The sequence below is a fragment of the Paraclostridium bifermentans genome (genome assembly GCF_019916025.1).
GTDB classification, from domain to species: domain Bacteria; phylum Bacillota; class Clostridia; order Peptostreptococcales; family Peptostreptococcaceae; genus Paraclostridium; species Paraclostridium bifermentans.
In genome coordinates this window covers 2,822,085-2,838,601 of sequence record NZ_CP079737.1, presented here as the reverse complement: position 1 = coordinate 2,838,601, position 16,517 = coordinate 2,822,085, and the positions used below count along the sequence as shown (strand labels likewise).

Below are 16,517 nucleotides of genomic sequence, written 5' to 3'. Positions count from 1 at the left end.
TAATAATATGAATAGAATTTTAAGTTTTTTAATATCATTAGCATTAAGTTTATTTATAATAACTTCGGTTGTTAGCTTTACTGTTAAATTTAAACAAATATATTATTTTGATATAAGCTATTTGAAAATACCTATATTAATTGATATGAATGAAGAAGAAATAAAGCTAAATTATGATTACTTAATAGACTATAATACTAGTAATGAAAAAATGGATTTTAAATTGCCGACATTAGAGTCATCGACACAAGGTGCAATTCACTTTGAAGAAGTTCGAAATATATTTCAAAACTTAGCTATAATAAATAAAATAACTTTAATATTAGTTGTGATAGGCGCATATATATGTTTTAAATGCAAAAACTTAGATGTATTAAAATATAGTGCATGGACATTGATAACACTGCCTATTTTAATAGCTATCCCAATTATTATAAATTTTGAAAAAAGTTTTGAGATGTTTCATAAATTATTTTTCAATAATGATTATTGGATATTTGACCCGACAATAGATCCCGTAATAAATATGTTGCCTGCAGAATTTTTCCTTCATGAAGGAATTTTGATATTAGGGATTATATTTTCTATAAGTATATTAATGTTATTTATTTATAAAAAAACAATAAAAAATTTGCGTCGCTCATGTCGCTAAAAATCTTATAGAAAGTATATTAATAAAGTACTTCTTAAGTGTAAAAAGGAGTGGTAGTTACCACTCCTTTTAAAAATATATTTACTTAGGTTGTTTTTTACCTAGGTTTAGTATATCTCCTATTTTGCTCATTATGTAATCATGACTTTTCTTGTTGTGAGGAACTAGACAAGAAGAACAATCCTTTATTCCATCATCTGTGTATTTAAAGTTACCACCACATTCATCTTTTAAAGCGTATAAAGGACAATAGCAAAATAGACAATTGAAATTATCGGGGTTACTTACTTTATGACAAGGAAAGTATTCACATTTATCATTTCTAAAAAATTTATAATTCTCAGACATACTTGTACCTCCTAATTATTTAGAGTTTTAATATAATTATACTAAAAAATTACAATAGTGGTATAATAAAAAAAAGTATATTAAATGAGGTGTTTCAATGGATAAAATAGTAGAAAAAGCATTGTTAGTAGGATTAAATATAACTACTAATGTAAAGAAAGTTGATGATATAGATATTAATGAATCTATGGCAGAATTAAAAGAACTTGCAAAAGCTGCTGGAGCAGAAGTTGTAGGAAGCATAATTCAAAATAGACCAGCCAGAGAGGCTGCTTTTTATATAGGAAAAGGAAAAGTAGAAGAGATAAGAGCTTATTGTGAATCTCTAGATGCTACAGTTGTTATATTCAATGATGAATTATCTGGAGCCCAAATAAGAAATATAGAAGAATTAGTTCAGAGAAAAGTAATAGACAGAACAACTTTAATATTAGATATATTTGCACAAAGAGCTTTAAGCAAAGAAGGTAAATTACAAGTTGAGTTGGCTCAGTTAAAATACAGAATGCCTAGACTGTATGGTATGGGTGGAGAAATGAGTAGAACTGGGGCAGGTATTGGAACAAGAGGACCAGGAGAACAAAAGTTAGAAGTTGATAAAAGACATATCTTGAATAAAATGGCAGATATAAGACAAGAACTTAGAGATGTTAAGAAAAACAGAGATACGCAAAGAGCACAAAGATTAAAGTCTAATATACCTATTGTTGCATTAGTAGGATATACAAATGCAGGGAAATCCACACTGTTGAATGAGCTTATCAAAACACACAAAGATTATAGTGTTGAAAAAGAAGTTTTATCAAAAGATATGCTATTTGCAACTTTAGATGTAACTCTAAGAAAAGCATTACTTCCTAATAAAAGAGAGTTTTTAGTTGTAGATACAGTAGGATTTGTAAGTAAATTGCCACATGATTTAGTTGAGGCGTTTAAAGCTACATTAGAAGAAGTACATTATGCAGATTTAATAGTTCATGTAGTAGATGCGACTAATGATAGTTTTGAAATCCAGGAAAATACGACTAAAAATGTTTTAAAAGAACTAGATGCAAATGATAAGCCAACAATAATGGCTTACAACAAAATTGATAGACTAGACCTTGATATTTATCCTAAAAACCAAGAAAATACAGTATATATATCTGCTAAACAAGGTATTAATATGGATAAATTAATAGATATGATACAAAATGCACTAATGGAAAATACGTATAAAGTAAATTTACTACTTCCATATGATAAAGGTGATGTATTTAATAAGTTGAAAAACAAATACAATATTGAAAAATTTGAGTATGTAGAAAATGGAATAGAGTTAACTGTCGACCTAGATGAAGAAGATTATAATATGTATAAAAGCTATATAATAAATGAGTAGGTAGTTAAATGAATATATCTTGGGATAATATAGAAAATCTAGAAGATCATTTTATAACATATCTTCTGTACAAAGAGTCTAAGACAGTATCTCAAATAAGTAAAATAAGAAATATTGAAGTTCAAGAAATAAATGAACAATTAATAAAAGCTAAAATAGAAATAAAATCTTTAATGAAAAGTAAAATAGAATCATCTAAAGATATTCTAGATAAGTTTTTAGAGTTAGGCAAAGATGAAAGAATAGATTTGATGAATTCTTTAAATGACGAAAAATTATTGGATTTTAAAAGAAAAATATACAAAAGAATTATGATAGAGAAAAATGCAGAAGATCTTATGATTTTAATATGGGCAACTGGGGAATTAAATGATGATAGATTTTTAAAAATTCTACATCAGCTTACAAATCATAGACACTCAGATGTAAGAAGAATAACATACTCAGCTCTTAGAAAAATATCATCTGTAGAAAGTAGGGAAATTTTTCATAAAGGGCTTTACGATTCAAATGCTCAAACTAGACAATACTGCGCTAAGGCACTTGCAAATATAGGGAATAAAGATAGTTTAGTTATATTACAAAAGCTTAAAAATAAAAATAATTTTGAAAAAAATTATGTTATTAGGGCGTATGAAGAGACTATAAATCAATTAGAAAAAACTCCTCAATAGATAACATAAACAATATAAATTTAACATATAATGGAGTAACAAAAGAAATTACTAAAGTAGTGTAACTCCACATCTTGGTGTGAAAATATGGTTTAGTAGGGGGAGTCTAATTATGATACTAAGACGTTGTGCAGGTGGTATAGTATTTTATGCAAACAAAGTATTAATAGTAAAAAACGACAAAGGTGAATGGACTATTCCTAAAGGAAAAATAAGCGAGAATGATATCGCTAGTGAAGTAGCTCCACAAAAGGTTAAAGACGAAGTTGAGGTTGAGGCTAAAGTTCTAGATATGGCAGGAGATACTATGTATGAATTTTACTCAAAAACTAGACATCAAAAAGTATGTAACGCTATAATGTGGTACATAATGGAGAGCGACAACACTGAGTATAACATTAATGATGAAGATATTACAGAAGCTGGTTTTTTTAAGGTTAAGGATGCTTTAGATATGTTAGCTCATAATAAAGAAAAATCTCTTGTAGAAATTTCTTACAGAAAATTTAAAGATTTAAAAAAGAATAGTATGAATAATTAAGGTTTAATTATTCGTACTTAAATTATAGAACAAGGCATTTGCCTTGTTCTATTTATTTATACTATAATTAGTATATAAACAAGCTAAGGAGGAACTAGATGTATAAAACACTGCATGAATTTGGGACGGATGAAATTACAATAGAAAAGTCTACATTTATTGGATACGCTAAACCTATAAAAACAGAAGAAGAAGCTGTTGAATTTATAAATGAAATAAAGAAAAAGCATAAAGATGCAAGACATAATGTTTGGGCATATACTGTAGGAAAAAGTATGAATATACAAAGATATAGCGATGATGGTGAGCCACAGGGAACAGCAGGTATACCTACGTTAGAAGTTATAAAAAAAGAAGATTTAAGAGATGTAGTAGTTGTTGTTACTAGATATTTTGGAGGAATAAAGTTAGGTGCAGGAGGACTTGTTAGGGCATATACAAAAGGAGCTAAAATAGGTCTTGAAGCAGGAAAAATAATAGAAAAAATAATGTATCAAGAAGTTAAAGTAAAAATAGATTACAATCAACTTGGAAAAGTTCAAAATGAAGTAATGAATATGGGTTACTTTATAAAAGATACTATTTACGAAGATAATGTAGAGATAATAGTATATTCAAGGGCAAATGAAAAAGAAGCTATTATAGAAAGAATTAATGATATAACAAGTGCTACAGCACAGATAACGATAGGAGAAGAATTCTACTTATCAGAAAAAGATGGACAAGTGATACTATAAACAAATGCCCAAAGTTAATTTTAGAAAAATTAAACTTTGGGTATTTTTGTTACTTTTCACATTTATTTTTATTTGGATTAAAAATGCCTTTTTTAACTTCCAAAACGCCTATTACAAGTAAAAAAACTCCAAAAACTTTTTTTAAAACTTCTGATGATAGGTATGTTGCTAAAAAAGATCCAAATATGGCTCCTAAAATACCAAATGAGGCTATTGGTATTACTAATTTTAAAATAACCTTTTTATTTTTTATATGTATCAATAAAGCGAATATAGTCATAGGTATGGATGAAAGTAAATTTATACTTTGAGCTATTTTAGGATCAATATTTGCAAATAATATTAATGCAGGAATCAATATTGTACCGCCACCCATACCCATACCACCTATTATTCCAGAAAAAAACCCAAGTAAAACAAGAAACATTAAAACACCATCCTTAATGCCGCTATAATCATTATAGATCCAAAAGATATTCTTAAGAATCTTCCAGTTAACTTACAAAGTATTTTAGCGCCAACAATACCTCCAACGATACTTCCTACAGCAACTTTAAGAGTTGTATTTAAATCATAGGTACCTTGAGAAACATATATAAATGAACTTGTAGTTGTTAAAAATAATATTATTGCAAGTGCTGTAGCATGAGACTTATGTTCTTCTACTTTTAAAATATTATTTAAAATAGGAACTAGAAGTGTTCCACCACCAGACCCAAAAACACCGTTTATAAAGCCTGTTATTAAACCTATAAATGAATTTTTAATATTAAAATTTAAAAATTTTTTTTCCATAATATCACCTTCTTGAATTATTTTTAACATAAAGCATAAATTATATTTAATTAAAATAAAAATATCTGATATAATTGGGTTATCCATAAAATGTAAGGAGGAAGTATAATGACAGATATAAATTTTAAAATAGATAAAACAATAGATTGGTTAAGAGAAAAAGTAAAAGAATCAAATACTAATGGTTTAATAGTAGGTGTGTCTGGGGGTATAGACTCGGCAGTAGTCGCTTACCTTATAAAAAAAGCTTTTCCAAAAGATTCAATGGGTGTAATTATGAGCATAAAAAGTAATCCACAAGATAGATTAGATGCACTTAAAGTAATAGATGGTTGCGAAATAGAGTATTTAGACTTAGATTTAACGGATGAACAAGTTGGAATATATAATAAAGTTACTGATGGTTTAAAAAACAAGGGACTTTATAAAGAAAATAATGATAGAATGAGTGATGCTAACTTAAGAGCTAGAATAAGAATGAGTACAGTATATACAGTTGCAAATAATTTAGGGTATTTAGTTGTAGGAACTGATAACGCAGCAGAAATTCATACAGGGTATTTTACTAAGTATGGAGATGGAGGAGTTGATTTAGTTCCTCTAGCAAACTTAACAAAAAGAGAAGTATATGAATGGGCTAAAGCTTTAGGTGTTCATGATGATGTTATAAATAAAGCTCCATCAGCTGGGCTTTGGGAAGGTCAAACTGATGAAAATGAAATGGGTACAAGCTATGATATGATAGATGCTGTCGTAAAAGGTGAAATAGAAAAAGTTCCTCAAAAAGACCAAGATATAATAGCAAGACTTCATAGAATTAGTGAACATAAAAGACATACGGCAGCAGCACCGCCTAAGTTCTAATTTACTAAATTAATGTTTTATGCTAAAATTACGGTGTATATATAGTATAACTTACAAAAAATTTATATAGTAAAGTTATATTACGTATTAAATATCCTTATATAAAATATAAGCATAACGCAACTTTATTTTAATTTACATAGCAAGGAGTGGAATTATGGGACGTATAGGAAACATAATCAACAAAAAAGGTAAACAAGACGCTAAGAGAGCAAAAATATTTACAAAACATGCAAGAGCTATAGCAGTTGCAGCTAAAGAAGGTGGAGGAAATCCAGAATACAATGCAACACTAAAAGCAGCAATAGATAAAGCTAAAGCAGACAATATGCCTAATGATAATATAGATAGAGCTATAGCTAAAGGTGCTGGTGGTGGAGCCAACGAAAACTTTGAAACTATAGTTTATGAAGGGTACGGACCAGGAGGAGTTGCAGTAATAGTAGAAACTTTAACTGACAATAAAAACAGAACAGCAGGAAATGTTAGATACTATTTCGATAAAAATGGTGGAAACTTAGGAACTAGTGGATGCGTTTCATTTATGTTTGATAAAAAAGGTCAAATATTAATAGAAGCAACTGATGATGTATCTGAAGAAGAGTTAATGGATATAGCATTAGAAGCTGGAGCTGAAGATTTAATAGTTGAAGAAGATGGATTTGAAGTAGTAACTTCTCCAGAAGATTTCCAAGCTGTTAGAGACGAATTAGAAGGTAAAGGATATAACTTTATATCTGCAGAAGTTAAATTATTACCACAAACAACTACTAAATTAACAGAAGAAGAACAATTAAAGTTCATGAATAGATTAGTAGACATGCTAGAAGATGATGATGATGTTCAATCTATAGCTCATAACTGGGAAATAGAAGAATAAAAAAAGGAGATATTTATATCTCCTTTTTTATTATTTACATTTAAAACTTGAACAACTTGTTTCAGAGTAAAGGTTAGGTCTACCAGTGTCAGGACAGACATCGATAGATTCTAAAGTACACAGGTTGTTAGAATTATGTGAACAAGTATTTACTTTACAGAAAAGGCAAGAGCAAGCTCCTTTATCGTTAGTATTGTTAGTAAGCTCACTATAAACTGCATTTTCTAAAAATGATGCGCATGCTGTATGTTCTTTTGTTTGAGCTGAACTTCCTTGAATATTAACTCTATCCGCATAACATAAACCTTTACTATTGTGAGAACAGTTGTTAACGCTACATTTAATTTTATCCATAATAAATCCTCCTAAAATAGTATTTATTAAAATTATTTCCAAAAGGATTTATAGATATACTTTATAAAAAAAGGCAATATGAACTTTCAAAGTCATATCACTAATTATTTGAATTAAATAATTTATTGAAGTTTGATATATTCATTAGTATTTTTGCAATTAAAATTGAACTTTCTGGGTAAGTTTTTAGTTTAGGGATTAAATCGTATAAGCCTGATTCAAAACTCTTGAAATCAAAATTGTATCCATTTTCTAAATAATATTCAAAATTTTTCACATAATCTCTAATAGATAAAAATTCGTATAAAGTTAGCTCTGCAAATATAGTAACTTTATGAGAAGGGTGTTTTAAGAGTAAAACTTGTTGTTTAAACTCAATAAATTCAACTCTTGATAGTAATTCATTATCGATACTCAATATTTTCACCTCCATCAAAAAATCATATTTATAAAGTATAATATGAAAATTTATCAATAAATGGGACTAAGGATAGAAAAATATTTAAAATAAAATATTATAATAAATGTAAAAACTGTATAAAAAATAAACAATTGGAAAAAATATCCGATATAAGGAGGTTGTTTTTAATGTTCGAAAAGAAAAAAGAATTTCCTTGGCGAATACCAATTGTTATAATTTTAGGCATAGTAGTTCTCGCTGGAGGGATTTATGTAGGATTTAAATCAACAAATGAAAATATTTCTAAAAAGACCAATTCAGAGCAAAAGAAAGAAGAAACAACAGCAAAAGAAATTTTTAATTTGAGTGAAGACTGTGAAATTTGGGTAGAAAAGACACTTGAAGATGGCACACCTAGCAAAGAAGCTCCAACAATGATCGGTACGATACCGAAAGATTTGGTTGGGAAATCAAAAGAAGACATAACTAAGTACTTATCGACTAAATATCCTAATAGAAGCATAAAAAAACTAGATACATATGAAATTACTTTACAAGAACGAGAAACATTTAATGATACTAGTAAGGCTAATCAATTTGCTATAGTTGATAACAAAGGTTTATTAAATGTTTACAAGTACAATGAAAAAGGCGATAGAGAATTTATAGAAAATACAGAAATTGAAACGGAGTCTTTACCTAAAAAAGTTCAAGAAGAAGTTAAATCTGGAATATTTGCAAAATCACAAGATGAAATTTATTCAAAATTAGAAGACTTTGGAAGTTGAAAAAATATAAACTCATAACCAATACTATTGAAAGAGATGAAAGGGAAACTTTTCATCTCTTTATAGTTTATAGCTAAATATGTTATTATATATTAATATAGAACGTAAGTTTCGTAAAAAGGAGTTATTTCAAAATATGATTATTTTAGGTATAGATCCAGGAATTGCTATTGTTGGTTATGGAATTATAGAATATAAAAATAATAAGTTCAGAGTTATTGATTATGGAGCGGTTACTACTCCAGCACACATGGATATATTAAGAAGATTAGAGCTTGTATATAAAGGAATAGACATGCTTATAAAAAATTATAATATTGACGAAGTTGGAATTGAAGAGTTGTTCTTTAATAAAAATGTAAAAACAGCTATAACTGTAGCACAAGCGAGAGGAGTTACAATGCTTGCATGTGCACATAATAACATACCTGTATATGAATATACACCTCTTCAAGTTAAACAAGGAGTAGTTGGATATGGTAGAGCTCAGAAAGCTCAAGTTCAACAAATGGTTAAGTCATTTTTAAATTTAAAGGCGATACCAAAACCAGATGATGTAGCAGATGCATTAGCAGTTGCAATATGTCATTGTCATTCAAATAAATTAGAAAAAACACTAAAGAACATAGGGGGGCAATATGTATAGTTATATAAAAGGTAAAATTGAAGAAATAAACTTAGATAGTTTAGTAATAGAGGCAAATAATATTGGATATAAAGTAAATGTATCAGCAAATACTTTAGCAGACGTAAAATTAGGGAAAGAATGTAAAATTCATACTAAGCTAATAGTGAGAGAAGATGACATGAGTCTATGTGGATTTTCCACAAAAGAAGAGCTAAAAATGTTTGAATTATTAAATTCAGTTTCTAAAATAGGACCTAAGGTAGCTTTAGGAATTTTATCTTTTGCTACACCTAAGCAAATAGGTGCATATATAGTCAGTGAAGATGTAGCAAAAATGTCAAAAGCACCAGGGGTTGGGAAAAAAACTGCTGAAAGAATTATATTAGAACTAAAAGATAAAATTGATAAAAATAATATAGAGTTTGAACCTACACTTCTTAGCCAAATGCCAATAGCTATATCACAAGATGAAGCGGTTGATGCACTTATTGCATTAGGATATTCATCTCAAGAATCTAAAGAAGCAGTTGATAAGTGTAAAAAAGATGGAATGAACACAGAGGATATAATTAAAAAATCATTAAGTTATATAATGAGCAAATCTCTTAGATAGAGGGGGAAAATTGAAATATGTTTGAAGATGAAAATAGAATTATAACATCATCTATGCAAAATGAAGATGTAGATATAGAAAATAATTTAAGGCCAAAGAGTCTAGATGATTATTTAGGACAAAATAAAGCAAAAGAGTTATTGAAAATATTTATAGAGGCAGCAAAAGCTAGAAATGAACAGTTAGACCATGTTTTACTATATGGGCCACCAGGGCTTGGAAAAACAACACTTGCATCTATAATAGCTAGTGAGATGGGAGTTAATCTTAGAATAACATCAGGGCCTGCTATAGAAAGAGCTGGAGACTTAGCAGCTATACTTACAAACTTAAATGAAAATGATGTTTTATTTATAGATGAGGTTCATAGAATAAGTAGAACAGTTGAAGAAGTTTTATACTCTGCAATGGAAGATTACTGTTTAGATATAATTATAGGTAAAGGACCATCTGCGAGAAGTATACGACTTGATTTACCTAAATTTACATTAATTGGAGCAACTACAAAAGCAGGTATGCTAACAAACCCGTTAAGAGATAGATTTGGAGTTATATGTAAACTAGATTACTATACAGTTGAAGAACTTGCTCAAATCGTAATAAGATCCTCTGCCATTTTAGGAGCTGAAATTCAAATAGGAGGGGCAACCGAGATTGCAAGAAGGTCTAGAGGTACTCCAAGAATTGCAAATAGATTACTAAAAAGAGTTAGAGACTATGCACAAGTTAGAGCTGATGGAAATATAACTGATGAAGTTGCAAATGATGCTTTAGAATTGTTAGGAGTAGATAGCTTAGGACTTGACTATGTTGATGAAAAATTGCTAGTTACAATAATTGAAAAGTTTAAGGGTGGGCCAGTAGGATTAGATACATTGGCAGCATCTATTGGTGAAGATAGAAATACTATAGAGGATGTGTATGAACCATATTTACTTCAATTAGGATTTATAAATAGAGGGCCTAGAGGAAGGATTGCTATGCCTCTTGCATATGAACATTTGAATATTCTTTATCCAAAAGAAAAATAGGAAAAATTAATTTATATAGCATTTAATAATAGGATTAATGATAGAAAAAAATTATTTTTTTTGTTATGATGTAATTTGTACTAAAAAATAGAAAGGACGTTTAAATTGAAAACTAGTGATTTTTACTTTGACCTACCAGAAGAATTAATAGCTCAAACACCGCTAGAGGATAGATCTAACTCTAGACTTATGGTTTTAGATAGAAAAACGGGAGATGTTGAGCACAAAATATTTAAAGATGTTATAGATTATCTGAATCCAGGAGATTGTTTAGTTCTTAATAATACAAGAGTTATACCAGCTAGACTTATAGGAGAAAAAGTTGATACTGGAGGGAAAATAGAATTTCTTTTATTAAAAAGAACAGAAAAAGATGTATGGCAAGCTTTAGTAAAACCGGGAAAAAGAGCTAAAATAGGAACAAAATTTTCTTTCGGAAATGGAAAACTTATAGGTGAGGTTGTAGGGCTTGCAGAAGAAGGTTCTAGATTAGTTAAATTTTACTATGAAGGAATATTTGAAGAAGTACTAGATGAATTAGGAAATATGCCGCTACCTCCATATATAACAGAAAGATTAGAAGAAAGAGAAAGATACCAAACTGTATATTCAAAACATAATGGATCTGCAGCTGCGCCTACAGCAGGACTTCATTTCACCAATGAATTACTAGAAAGTATAAAAGCAAAAGGAATCGATATAGCTTTTGTAACATTACATGTAGGGCTTGGAACTTTTAGACCTGTAAAAGTTGATGATGTATTAGCACATGAAATGCACTCTGAATACTATATGGTTGATAAAGAAGCTGCTGAGAAAATTAATAGAGCGAAAAAGAATGGAAATAAAGTTATATGTGTTGGGACTACTAGTTGTAGAACTGTAGAATCAGCAAGTAACGAAAATGGAGAAATTGTAGAGTCTAGTGGATGGACGAATATATTTATATATCCAGGGTATAAGTTTAAGGTAGTAGATAGACTAATAACGAATTTCCACTTACCAGAATCTACTTTAATAATGTTAGTAAGTGCATTAGTTTCAAAAGATGCTGTTTTAAATGCATATAATACAGCAGTTAAAGAAAAATATAGATTCTTTAGTTTTGGAGATGCAATGATAATTAAATAAATTATCAAGGGGGAATAATATGAAAAAACTAGCTGAAAAAAGTTTAGCACTTAAAATTGCATATATATTTGAATCACTGTTAGCTATGGTTGTGCTGCTTGCGGTATTTTTAGGAACAATAGATGTATTAAGAATGATATGGCATTCGTATATTGTTGAATATAGAACTCCGGTACAATATGCTCAGTTTAATGATTTGTTAGGACAAATATTACTGTTAGTCATAGGTGTAGAGTTAGTAGTAATGCTTTCATTACATATTCCAGGGGCGCTAATTGAAGTACTATTGTATGCAATAGCTAGAAAGTTACTATTATTGCCTAAGAGTGAGGGTATGTTAGAGTTATTACTTGGAATTATGGCTATAGCCGGTCTATTTGCAATAAGAAAGTATTTGTTAACTGATGACAATAGCACAATGAATGTAACCAGTATTCATTATGAAGAATGTGAAGATGAAGATTGTGATTGCCATAAGCGAAATTTAGAAAAAGCATTGAAAAATGAAAATAAACAATAGATAAATAAGGAGAGTTATAATGAGTGCAGTAAGATATGAACTTATAAAAACTTGTAAGCAAAGTGGAGCAAGATTAGGAAGATTACACACTCCTCACGGAGTAATAGAAACACCAATATTTATGCCAGTTGGTACTCAAGCAACTGTAAAATCTATGACACCAGAAGAATTAAAAGAAATAGGGTCTCAAATTATTTTAAGTAATACGTATCATTTATATATGAGACCAGGTCATGATTTAGTTAAAGAAGCTGGAGGGCTTCATAAATTTATGAACTGGGATAAGCCTATACTTACAGATAGTGGAGGATTCCAAGTATTTAGCTTAGGGCCACTTAGAAAAATAACTGAAGAAGGAGTTCACTTTAGATCTCATATAGATGGATCAAAGCACTTTATAAGTCCAGAAAAAGCTATGGAAATACAAAATGCATTAGGGTCAGATATAATGATGGCATTTGATGAGTGTGCTCCATACCCAGCTGATAGAGACTATGTAAAAAATTCTTTAGAAAGAACTACTAGATGGTTAGAAAGATGTAAAGAAGCTCATAAAAATACAGAAAATCAAGCTCTATTTGGAATAATCCAAGGAGGAATGTACAAAGATTTAAGAGAACAATCAGCAAGAGAAGTTCTAGCTTTAGACTTACCAGGATATGCTGTTGGAGGATTAAGTGTTGGAGAGCCAAAAGATCTTATGTATGAAGTGTTAGATTATACAGTACCTTTAATGCCTGAAGATAAACCTAGATATTTAATGGGAGTAGGAAGTCCTGATGACTTAATAGAAGGTGTTATAAGAGGAATAGATATGTTTGACTGTGTATTACCTACTCGTATAGCTAGAAATGGTACAGCTATGACAAGTGAAGGTAAAGTAGTTGTTAGAAATGCAAAATATGCAAGAGATTTTGGACCATTAGATCCAAATTGTGATTGTTATTGTTGTAGAAATTATACAAGAGCATATATAAGACATTTAGTTAAAGCTAATGAAATTTTAGCGGCTAGACTTATAACTACTCATAACTTACATTTCTTACTAGATTTAATGAAGCAAGTAAGACAAGCGATAATGGAAGATAGATTATTAGATTTCAGAAAAGAATTTTTCCAAAAATATGGCTATGAATTATAATTATTTTAAGTTATAATAATTATTATATAAAACTAAATTGAAGAGTTTTAAGAATATATTATAAAAGGAGTGGGATAAATGCCTCAAGCAGTAGTAGGAATACTTATGTGGGTTGTATTTTTTGCAATTTTTTATTTCTTCTTAATAAGACCACAAAAGAAAAAAGACAAGCAACTTAAAGAAATGAGAGAAAGCTTAGATGTAGGTGCTAAAGTTGTCACAATAGGTGGTATAGTAGCTAATGTAGCTAAGGTTGAAGAAGATGTTGTTATATTAGAAATAGGGCCTAGTAGAACAAAAGTACCATTTGAAAAATGGGCTATAGCTTCTACAGAATCAAAAGAAAAATAAAACGATATTAGTAATTACAAAGCCTTTCCTTGAATATATTTTATATTAGAGGGGAGGTTTTTTTATGGAAAAATCAAATAGCATATTTAAAGGACTCGGATATGCGTACATAATAACATTAATTTGTTTACTAACTTACAATGGACTACTTACTTTTACTAATATGTCAGGAGATAGTATAGCTATGGCTGCTTCTGTTATAACTACAGCTTCTGCTGCATTTGGAGGATTTTATGCATCTAAAAAAATAAAAGAAAAAGGTCTTTTATATGGTATATTAGTTGGACTACTTTACATAGTGTGTTTAATGGTAGTTGTATTTTTAGCTAAAGATTCTTTTGTGTTTGAGATTACATCTATATATAAAGTATTATTGACATCACTTGCAGGTGGAATAGGTGGAGTTTTAGGGGTAAACTTTAAATAAATTTCCACTTATGTAAAATTTATGATATAATCAATAAAGGTTTATATAAGGATAGGAGGTAGTTTCAATGGAAAAGAAGCATATAAAAACTTTATCTAAAGCTACTTTAAAAGAAAGTGCGGCAAAAGGTGGATGTGGAGAATGTCAAACATCTTGTCAATCTGCTTGTAAAACTTCTTGTACAGTTGCAAATCAAGAGTGCGAAAGATAGTAAATATATTTTAAAAAAGAAAAAGCAGCTAATTTAGCTGCTTTTTTTGAGTGAAATTGAATCGATTTGATAGAAAAGATAAATAGTACATAATTACATTTATATGATAATATATAGATATAAACAAACTAGGAGGGACCACAATGGATATGATACATAAATTTTCAATGCACGGGTATAATATAGTTTTAGATGTAAACGGTGGAGCTGTTCATGTTGTTGATGAAGTTGCATATAACCTATTAGACCACTATAAAGAGAAATCTCTAGATGAGATAATAAGTTTATTAAGTGAAACTTATACAGAAGATCAAATAAAAGAAGCTTATAATGAAGTAAAAACATTAGAAGAAGAAGGTTTGTTGTATACAGAAGACACATACAATCATCACCCTAATTTTATAGATAGAAAAAAAGTAGTCAAAGCCTTATGCTTACATGTGGCTCATGATTGTAACTTAAAATGTAAGTACTGTTTTGCTGCGCAAGGAGATTTTGGTGGAGCTAAAGAATTAATGAGTTATGAAGTAGGTAAAAAAGCAATAGATTACTTAATAGCTAATTCTGGAAATAGAAGAAACTTAGAGATAGACTTCTTTGGTGGAGAGCCTCTAATGAATTTTGAAGTTGTAAAACAACTTGTTGAATACGGAAGAAGTATAGAAAAAGAAAATAATAAAAATATAAGATTTACAATAACTACAAATGGAATATTATTAGATGATGAAAAAATAGAGTACATAAATGAACATATGCATAATGTAGTTTTAAGTTTAGATGGAAGAAAAGATGTTAATGATAGAATGAGACCTACATTAAATGACAAAGGTAGTTATGATATAATAATGCCTAAGTTTAAAAAATTAGTTGAAAGTAGACCTAAAGACAAATATTACTACATAAGAGGAACTTTCACTAGAGACAATTTAGATTTCTCAGAAGATGTGCTTCATTTTGCTGATGAGGGATTTGAATTAACATCTGTAGAGCCTGTTGTGGATGATGAAAGCAATCCATTTGCACTTAGAGAAGAAGATTTAGAGACAGTATTTAATGAATATGAAAAATTAGCAGTTAAATACTCTGATAGATTATTAAATGGAGACAAGTTCAAGTTCTTCCACTTTATGATAGATTTAAATCAAGGACCTTGTGTAATAAAGAGAATAACTGGATGTGGAGCAGGTAATGAATATTTAGCTATAACTCCTGAGGGAGATATGTATCCATGTCATCAGTTTGTTGGAAAAGAAGAGTTTAAATTAGCTAATATAAATGATGAAGAAATAGTAATACCTAGAGAATTAACAGATAAATTCAAAAATTCTCATGTGTACAGTAAGGAAGATTGTAAGAAGTGTTGGAATAAATTCTACTGTTCAGGCGGATGTCATGCAAATGCTATGAACTTTAATGGCGATGTAATGAAACCTTATGAATTAGGTTGTGAAATGCAAAAGAAACGTACAGAATGTTCTATAATGATACAAGCAAGATTAATGATAGAAGGGAAATAGTTTAAATGATTAAGGGGTATAAAGGAAATAATCCTGTAATCGATAGTAGTGTTTTTATAGCTGAATCAGCAGATATAATAGGAAATGTTACTATAGGAAAAAATTCTAATGTATGGTATAACGTAGTTATAAGAGGTGACGAGAATAATATAGTTATAGGTGAAAATACTAATATACAGGATGGAACTGTTATACATATAGAGTATAATAAAGATACTGTAATAGGAAATAACGTAACTGTTGGTCACAAAGCTCTTATACACGGATGTACAATAGGAGATAATACTTTAATAGGCATGGGATCTATAATACTAGGTGGTGTTGAAATCGGAGAATACACTTTAGTAGCTGCTGGAAGTCTGATTCCTCCTAATAAAAAAATACCATCTGGAGTGCTTGTAAAAGGAGCTCCAGCACAAGTTGTAAGAGAACTAACAGAAGAAGAAAAACAAAATCTTGTTAATTCTGCATTAAAATATGTAGAAACTGCAAATAATTATAAGTAGAGATGAAAAAAGGGGCAATATAATAAT

The 16,517-nt window shown here is 29.3% G+C and carries 24 protein-coding genes; 19 read left to right on the top strand and 5 right to left on the bottom strand.

The window, feature by feature from the left end; all coding sequences use genetic code 11:
* The first annotated feature begins 7 nt into the window (after positions 1-7).
* Positions 8-652: a TIGR01906 family membrane protein gene (locus KXZ80_RS13730; protein WP_021431769.1), complete on the top strand. Its 645-nt coding sequence runs from the start codon at positions 8-10 to the stop codon at positions 650-652.
* Positions 653-733: 81 nt separating this feature from the next.
* Here KXZ80_RS13730 and KXZ80_RS13725 read toward each other — a convergent pair whose 3' ends face one another.
* Positions 734-1,000 carry a cysteine-rich small domain-containing protein gene (locus KXZ80_RS13725; RefSeq protein ID WP_021428445.1) on the bottom strand — a complete coding sequence of 89 codons (267 nt, stop codon included), beginning with the start codon at positions 998-1,000 and terminating at the stop codon, positions 734-736.
* A gap of 97 nt (positions 1,001-1,097) precedes the next feature.
* On the opposite strand from KXZ80_RS13725, the gene hflX reads away from it, so the two are divergent.
* The 4 genes from hflX (at position 1,098) to KXZ80_RS13705 (ending at position 4,333) form a co-directional block, all read left to right on the top strand.
* Complete coding sequence (gene hflX, locus KXZ80_RS13720) at positions 1,098-2,381, top strand: GTPase HflX (protein ID WP_021431770.1); 1,284 nt, start codon at positions 1,098-1,100, stop codon at positions 2,379-2,381.
* Between the two features lie 8 nt (positions 2,382-2,389).
* Positions 2,390-3,055: a HEAT repeat domain-containing protein gene (locus KXZ80_RS13715; protein ID WP_021428486.1), complete on the top strand. Its 666-nt coding sequence runs from the start codon at positions 2,390-2,392 to the stop codon at positions 3,053-3,055.
* A gap of 112 nt (positions 3,056-3,167) precedes the next feature.
* On the top strand, positions 3,168-3,596 hold the full coding sequence (locus KXZ80_RS13710) for an NUDIX domain-containing protein (protein ID WP_021431771.1): 429 nt from the start codon (positions 3,168-3,170) through the stop codon (positions 3,594-3,596).
* Between the two features lie 98 nt (positions 3,597-3,694).
* On the top strand, positions 3,695-4,333 hold the full coding sequence (locus KXZ80_RS13705; RefSeq protein ID WP_021431772.1) for a YigZ family protein: 639 nt from the start codon (positions 3,695-3,697) through the stop codon (positions 4,331-4,333).
* A gap of 49 nt (positions 4,334-4,382) precedes the next feature.
* On the opposite strand, the gene KXZ80_RS13700 is transcribed toward KXZ80_RS13705, so the two are convergent.
* Positions 4,383-4,760: a sulfite exporter TauE/SafE family protein gene (locus KXZ80_RS13700; RefSeq protein WP_021428429.1), complete on the bottom strand. Its 378-nt coding sequence runs from the start codon at positions 4,758-4,760 to the stop codon at positions 4,383-4,385.
* Complete coding sequence (locus KXZ80_RS13695) at positions 4,760-5,128, bottom strand: sulfite exporter TauE/SafE family protein (RefSeq protein ID WP_021428490.1); 369 nt, start codon at positions 5,126-5,128, stop codon at positions 4,760-4,762. Before KXZ80_RS13695 ends, KXZ80_RS13700 begins: the two co-directional genes overlap by 1 nt.
* A 108-nt stretch (positions 5,129-5,236) precedes the next feature.
* Between KXZ80_RS13695 and nadE the strand changes: the two genes are divergently transcribed.
* Positions 5,237-5,992, top strand: a complete 756-nt coding sequence (nadE, locus tag KXZ80_RS13690) for an NAD(+) synthase (protein WP_021431773.1) — start codon at positions 5,237-5,239, stop codon at positions 5,990-5,992.
* Between the two features lie 157 nt (positions 5,993-6,149).
* Positions 6,150-6,872, top strand: coding sequence for a YebC/PmpR family DNA-binding transcriptional regulator (locus tag KXZ80_RS13685; RefSeq protein ID WP_021428503.1), 723 nt, complete (start codon positions 6,150-6,152; stop codon positions 6,870-6,872).
* Between the two features lie 30 nt (positions 6,873-6,902).
* Here the strand turns inward: KXZ80_RS13685 and KXZ80_RS13680 are convergent, their stop codons facing one another.
* On the bottom strand, positions 6,903-7,226 hold the full coding sequence (locus tag KXZ80_RS13680) for a DUF1540 domain-containing protein (protein WP_021431774.1): 324 nt from the start codon (positions 7,224-7,226) through the stop codon (positions 6,903-6,905).
* Positions 7,227-7,326: 100 nt separating this feature from the next.
* Positions 7,327-7,644, bottom strand: a complete 318-nt coding sequence (locus KXZ80_RS13675; RefSeq protein WP_021428491.1) for a hypothetical protein — start codon at positions 7,642-7,644, stop codon at positions 7,327-7,329.
* A gap of 170 nt (positions 7,645-7,814) precedes the next feature.
* On the opposite strand from KXZ80_RS13675, the gene KXZ80_RS13670 reads away from it, so the two are divergent.
* The 12 genes from KXZ80_RS13670 (at position 7,815) to KXZ80_RS13615 (ending at position 16,490) form a co-directional block, all read left to right on the top strand.
* Positions 7,815-8,414, top strand: a complete 600-nt coding sequence (locus tag KXZ80_RS13670; RefSeq protein ID WP_021431775.1) for a hypothetical protein — start codon at positions 7,815-7,817, stop codon at positions 8,412-8,414.
* A 136-nt stretch (positions 8,415-8,550) separates the two neighbouring features.
* Positions 8,551-9,060 carry a crossover junction endodeoxyribonuclease RuvC gene (gene ruvC / locus KXZ80_RS13665; protein WP_021428405.1) on the top strand — a complete coding sequence of 170 codons (510 nt, stop codon included), beginning with the start codon at positions 8,551-8,553 and terminating at the stop codon, positions 9,058-9,060.
* Positions 9,053-9,655 carry a Holliday junction branch migration protein RuvA gene (ruvA, locus tag KXZ80_RS13660; protein ID WP_021428368.1) on the top strand — a complete coding sequence of 201 codons (603 nt, stop codon included), beginning with the start codon at positions 9,053-9,055 and terminating at the stop codon, positions 9,653-9,655. Before ruvC ends, ruvA begins: the two co-directional genes overlap by 8 nt.
* Before the next feature lie 17 nt (positions 9,656-9,672).
* Positions 9,673-10,686, top strand: coding sequence for a Holliday junction branch migration DNA helicase RuvB (gene ruvB, locus KXZ80_RS13655; protein ID WP_021431776.1), 1,014 nt, complete (start codon positions 9,673-9,675; stop codon positions 10,684-10,686).
* 105 nt (positions 10,687-10,791) lie between these two features.
* The gene (gene queA, locus KXZ80_RS13650; protein ID WP_021428515.1) at positions 10,792-11,817 is read left to right on the top strand and encodes a tRNA preQ1(34) S-adenosylmethionine ribosyltransferase-isomerase QueA; all 1,026 of its coding nucleotides are present in this window, start codon (positions 10,792-10,794) and stop codon (positions 11,815-11,817) included.
* A 19-nt stretch (positions 11,818-11,836) separates the two neighbouring features.
* Positions 11,837-12,337 (top strand): phosphate-starvation-inducible PsiE family protein, encoded by a 501-nt coding sequence (locus KXZ80_RS13645; RefSeq protein ID WP_021428403.1) that lies wholly within the window; start codon positions 11,837-11,839, stop codon positions 12,335-12,337.
* Between the two features lie 19 nt (positions 12,338-12,356).
* Positions 12,357-13,478: a tRNA guanosine(34) transglycosylase Tgt gene (gene tgt, locus KXZ80_RS13640; protein WP_021431777.1), complete on the top strand. Its 1,122-nt coding sequence runs from the start codon at positions 12,357-12,359 to the stop codon at positions 13,476-13,478.
* A 78-nt stretch (positions 13,479-13,556) separates the two neighbouring features.
* The gene (yajC, locus tag KXZ80_RS13635) at positions 13,557-13,829 is read left to right on the top strand and encodes a preprotein translocase subunit YajC (RefSeq protein ID WP_021428480.1); all 273 of its coding nucleotides are present in this window, start codon (positions 13,557-13,559) and stop codon (positions 13,827-13,829) included.
* Positions 13,830-13,893: 64 nt separating this feature from the next.
* Complete coding sequence (locus KXZ80_RS13630; protein ID WP_021428396.1) at positions 13,894-14,256, top strand: TIGR04086 family membrane protein; 363 nt, start codon at positions 13,894-13,896, stop codon at positions 14,254-14,256.
* 67 nt (positions 14,257-14,323) lie between these two features.
* On the top strand, positions 14,324-14,467 hold the full coding sequence (gene scfA, locus KXZ80_RS13625) for a six-cysteine ranthipeptide SCIFF (protein ID WP_021122491.1): 144 nt from the start codon (positions 14,324-14,326) through the stop codon (positions 14,465-14,467).
* Between the two features lie 143 nt (positions 14,468-14,610).
* Positions 14,611-15,984: a thioether cross-link-forming SCIFF peptide maturase gene (gene scfB, locus KXZ80_RS13620; protein ID WP_082435263.1), complete on the top strand. Its 1,374-nt coding sequence runs from the start codon at positions 14,611-14,613 to the stop codon at positions 15,982-15,984.
* Positions 15,985-15,989: 5 nt separating this feature from the next.
* Positions 15,990-16,490: a gamma carbonic anhydrase family protein gene (locus KXZ80_RS13615; RefSeq protein ID WP_021428394.1), complete on the top strand. Its 501-nt coding sequence runs from the start codon at positions 15,990-15,992 to the stop codon at positions 16,488-16,490.
* The last annotated feature ends 27 nt before the right edge of the window (positions 16,491-16,517 follow it).

Coding starts and splice junctions, on each gene's coding strand:
- scfB (WP_082435263.1), top strand. CDS start 14,611: ATGGATATGATACATAAATTTTCAATGCACGGGTATAATATAGTTTTA.
- KXZ80_RS13685 (WP_021428503.1), top strand. CDS start 6,150: ATGGGACGTATAGGAAACATAATCAACAAAAAAGGTAAACAAGACGCT.
- nadE (WP_021431773.1), top strand. CDS start 5,237: ATGACAGATATAAATTTTAAAATAGATAAAACAATAGATTGGTTAAGA.
- KXZ80_RS13645 (WP_021428403.1), top strand. CDS start 11,837: ATGAAAAAACTAGCTGAAAAAAGTTTAGCACTTAAAATTGCATATATA.
- ruvB (WP_021431776.1), top strand. CDS start 9,673: ATGTTTGAAGATGAAAATAGAATTATAACATCATCTATGCAAAATGAA.
- tgt (WP_021431777.1), top strand. CDS start 12,357: ATGAGTGCAGTAAGATATGAACTTATAAAAACTTGTAAGCAAAGTGGA.
- KXZ80_RS13730 (WP_021431769.1), top strand. CDS start 8: ATGAATAGAATTTTAAGTTTTTTAATATCATTAGCATTAAGTTTATTT.
- ruvC (WP_021428405.1), top strand. CDS start 8,551: ATGATTATTTTAGGTATAGATCCAGGAATTGCTATTGTTGGTTATGGA.
- KXZ80_RS13700 (WP_021428429.1), bottom strand. CDS start 4,760: ATGTTTCTTGTTTTACTTGGGTTTTTTTCTGGAATAATAGGTGGTATG.
- KXZ80_RS13705 (WP_021431772.1), top strand. CDS start 3,695: ATGTATAAAACACTGCATGAATTTGGGACGGATGAAATTACAATAGAA.
- ruvA (WP_021428368.1), top strand. CDS start 9,053: ATGTATAGTTATATAAAAGGTAAAATTGAAGAAATAAACTTAGATAGT.
- KXZ80_RS13615 (WP_021428394.1), top strand. CDS start 15,990: ATGATTAAGGGGTATAAAGGAAATAATCCTGTAATCGATAGTAGTGTT.
- KXZ80_RS13670 (WP_021431775.1), top strand. CDS start 7,815: ATGTTCGAAAAGAAAAAAGAATTTCCTTGGCGAATACCAATTGTTATA.
- KXZ80_RS13630 (WP_021428396.1), top strand. CDS start 13,894: ATGGAAAAATCAAATAGCATATTTAAAGGACTCGGATATGCGTACATA.
- KXZ80_RS13710 (WP_021431771.1), top strand. CDS start 3,168: ATGATACTAAGACGTTGTGCAGGTGGTATAGTATTTTATGCAAACAAA.
- KXZ80_RS13695 (WP_021428490.1), bottom strand. CDS start 5,128: ATGGAAAAAAAATTTTTAAATTTTAATATTAAAAATTCATTTATAGGT.
- scfA (WP_021122491.1), top strand. CDS start 14,324: ATGGAAAAGAAGCATATAAAAACTTTATCTAAAGCTACTTTAAAAGAA.
- yajC (WP_021428480.1), top strand. CDS start 13,557: ATGCCTCAAGCAGTAGTAGGAATACTTATGTGGGTTGTATTTTTTGCA.
- KXZ80_RS13725 (WP_021428445.1), bottom strand. CDS start 1,000: ATGTCTGAGAATTATAAATTTTTTAGAAATGATAAATGTGAATACTTT.
- KXZ80_RS13680 (WP_021431774.1), bottom strand. CDS start 7,226: ATGGATAAAATTAAATGTAGCGTTAACAACTGTTCTCACAATAGTAAA.
- hflX (WP_021431770.1), top strand. CDS start 1,098: ATGGATAAAATAGTAGAAAAAGCATTGTTAGTAGGATTAAATATAACT.
- KXZ80_RS13715 (WP_021428486.1), top strand. CDS start 2,390: ATGAATATATCTTGGGATAATATAGAAAATCTAGAAGATCATTTTATA.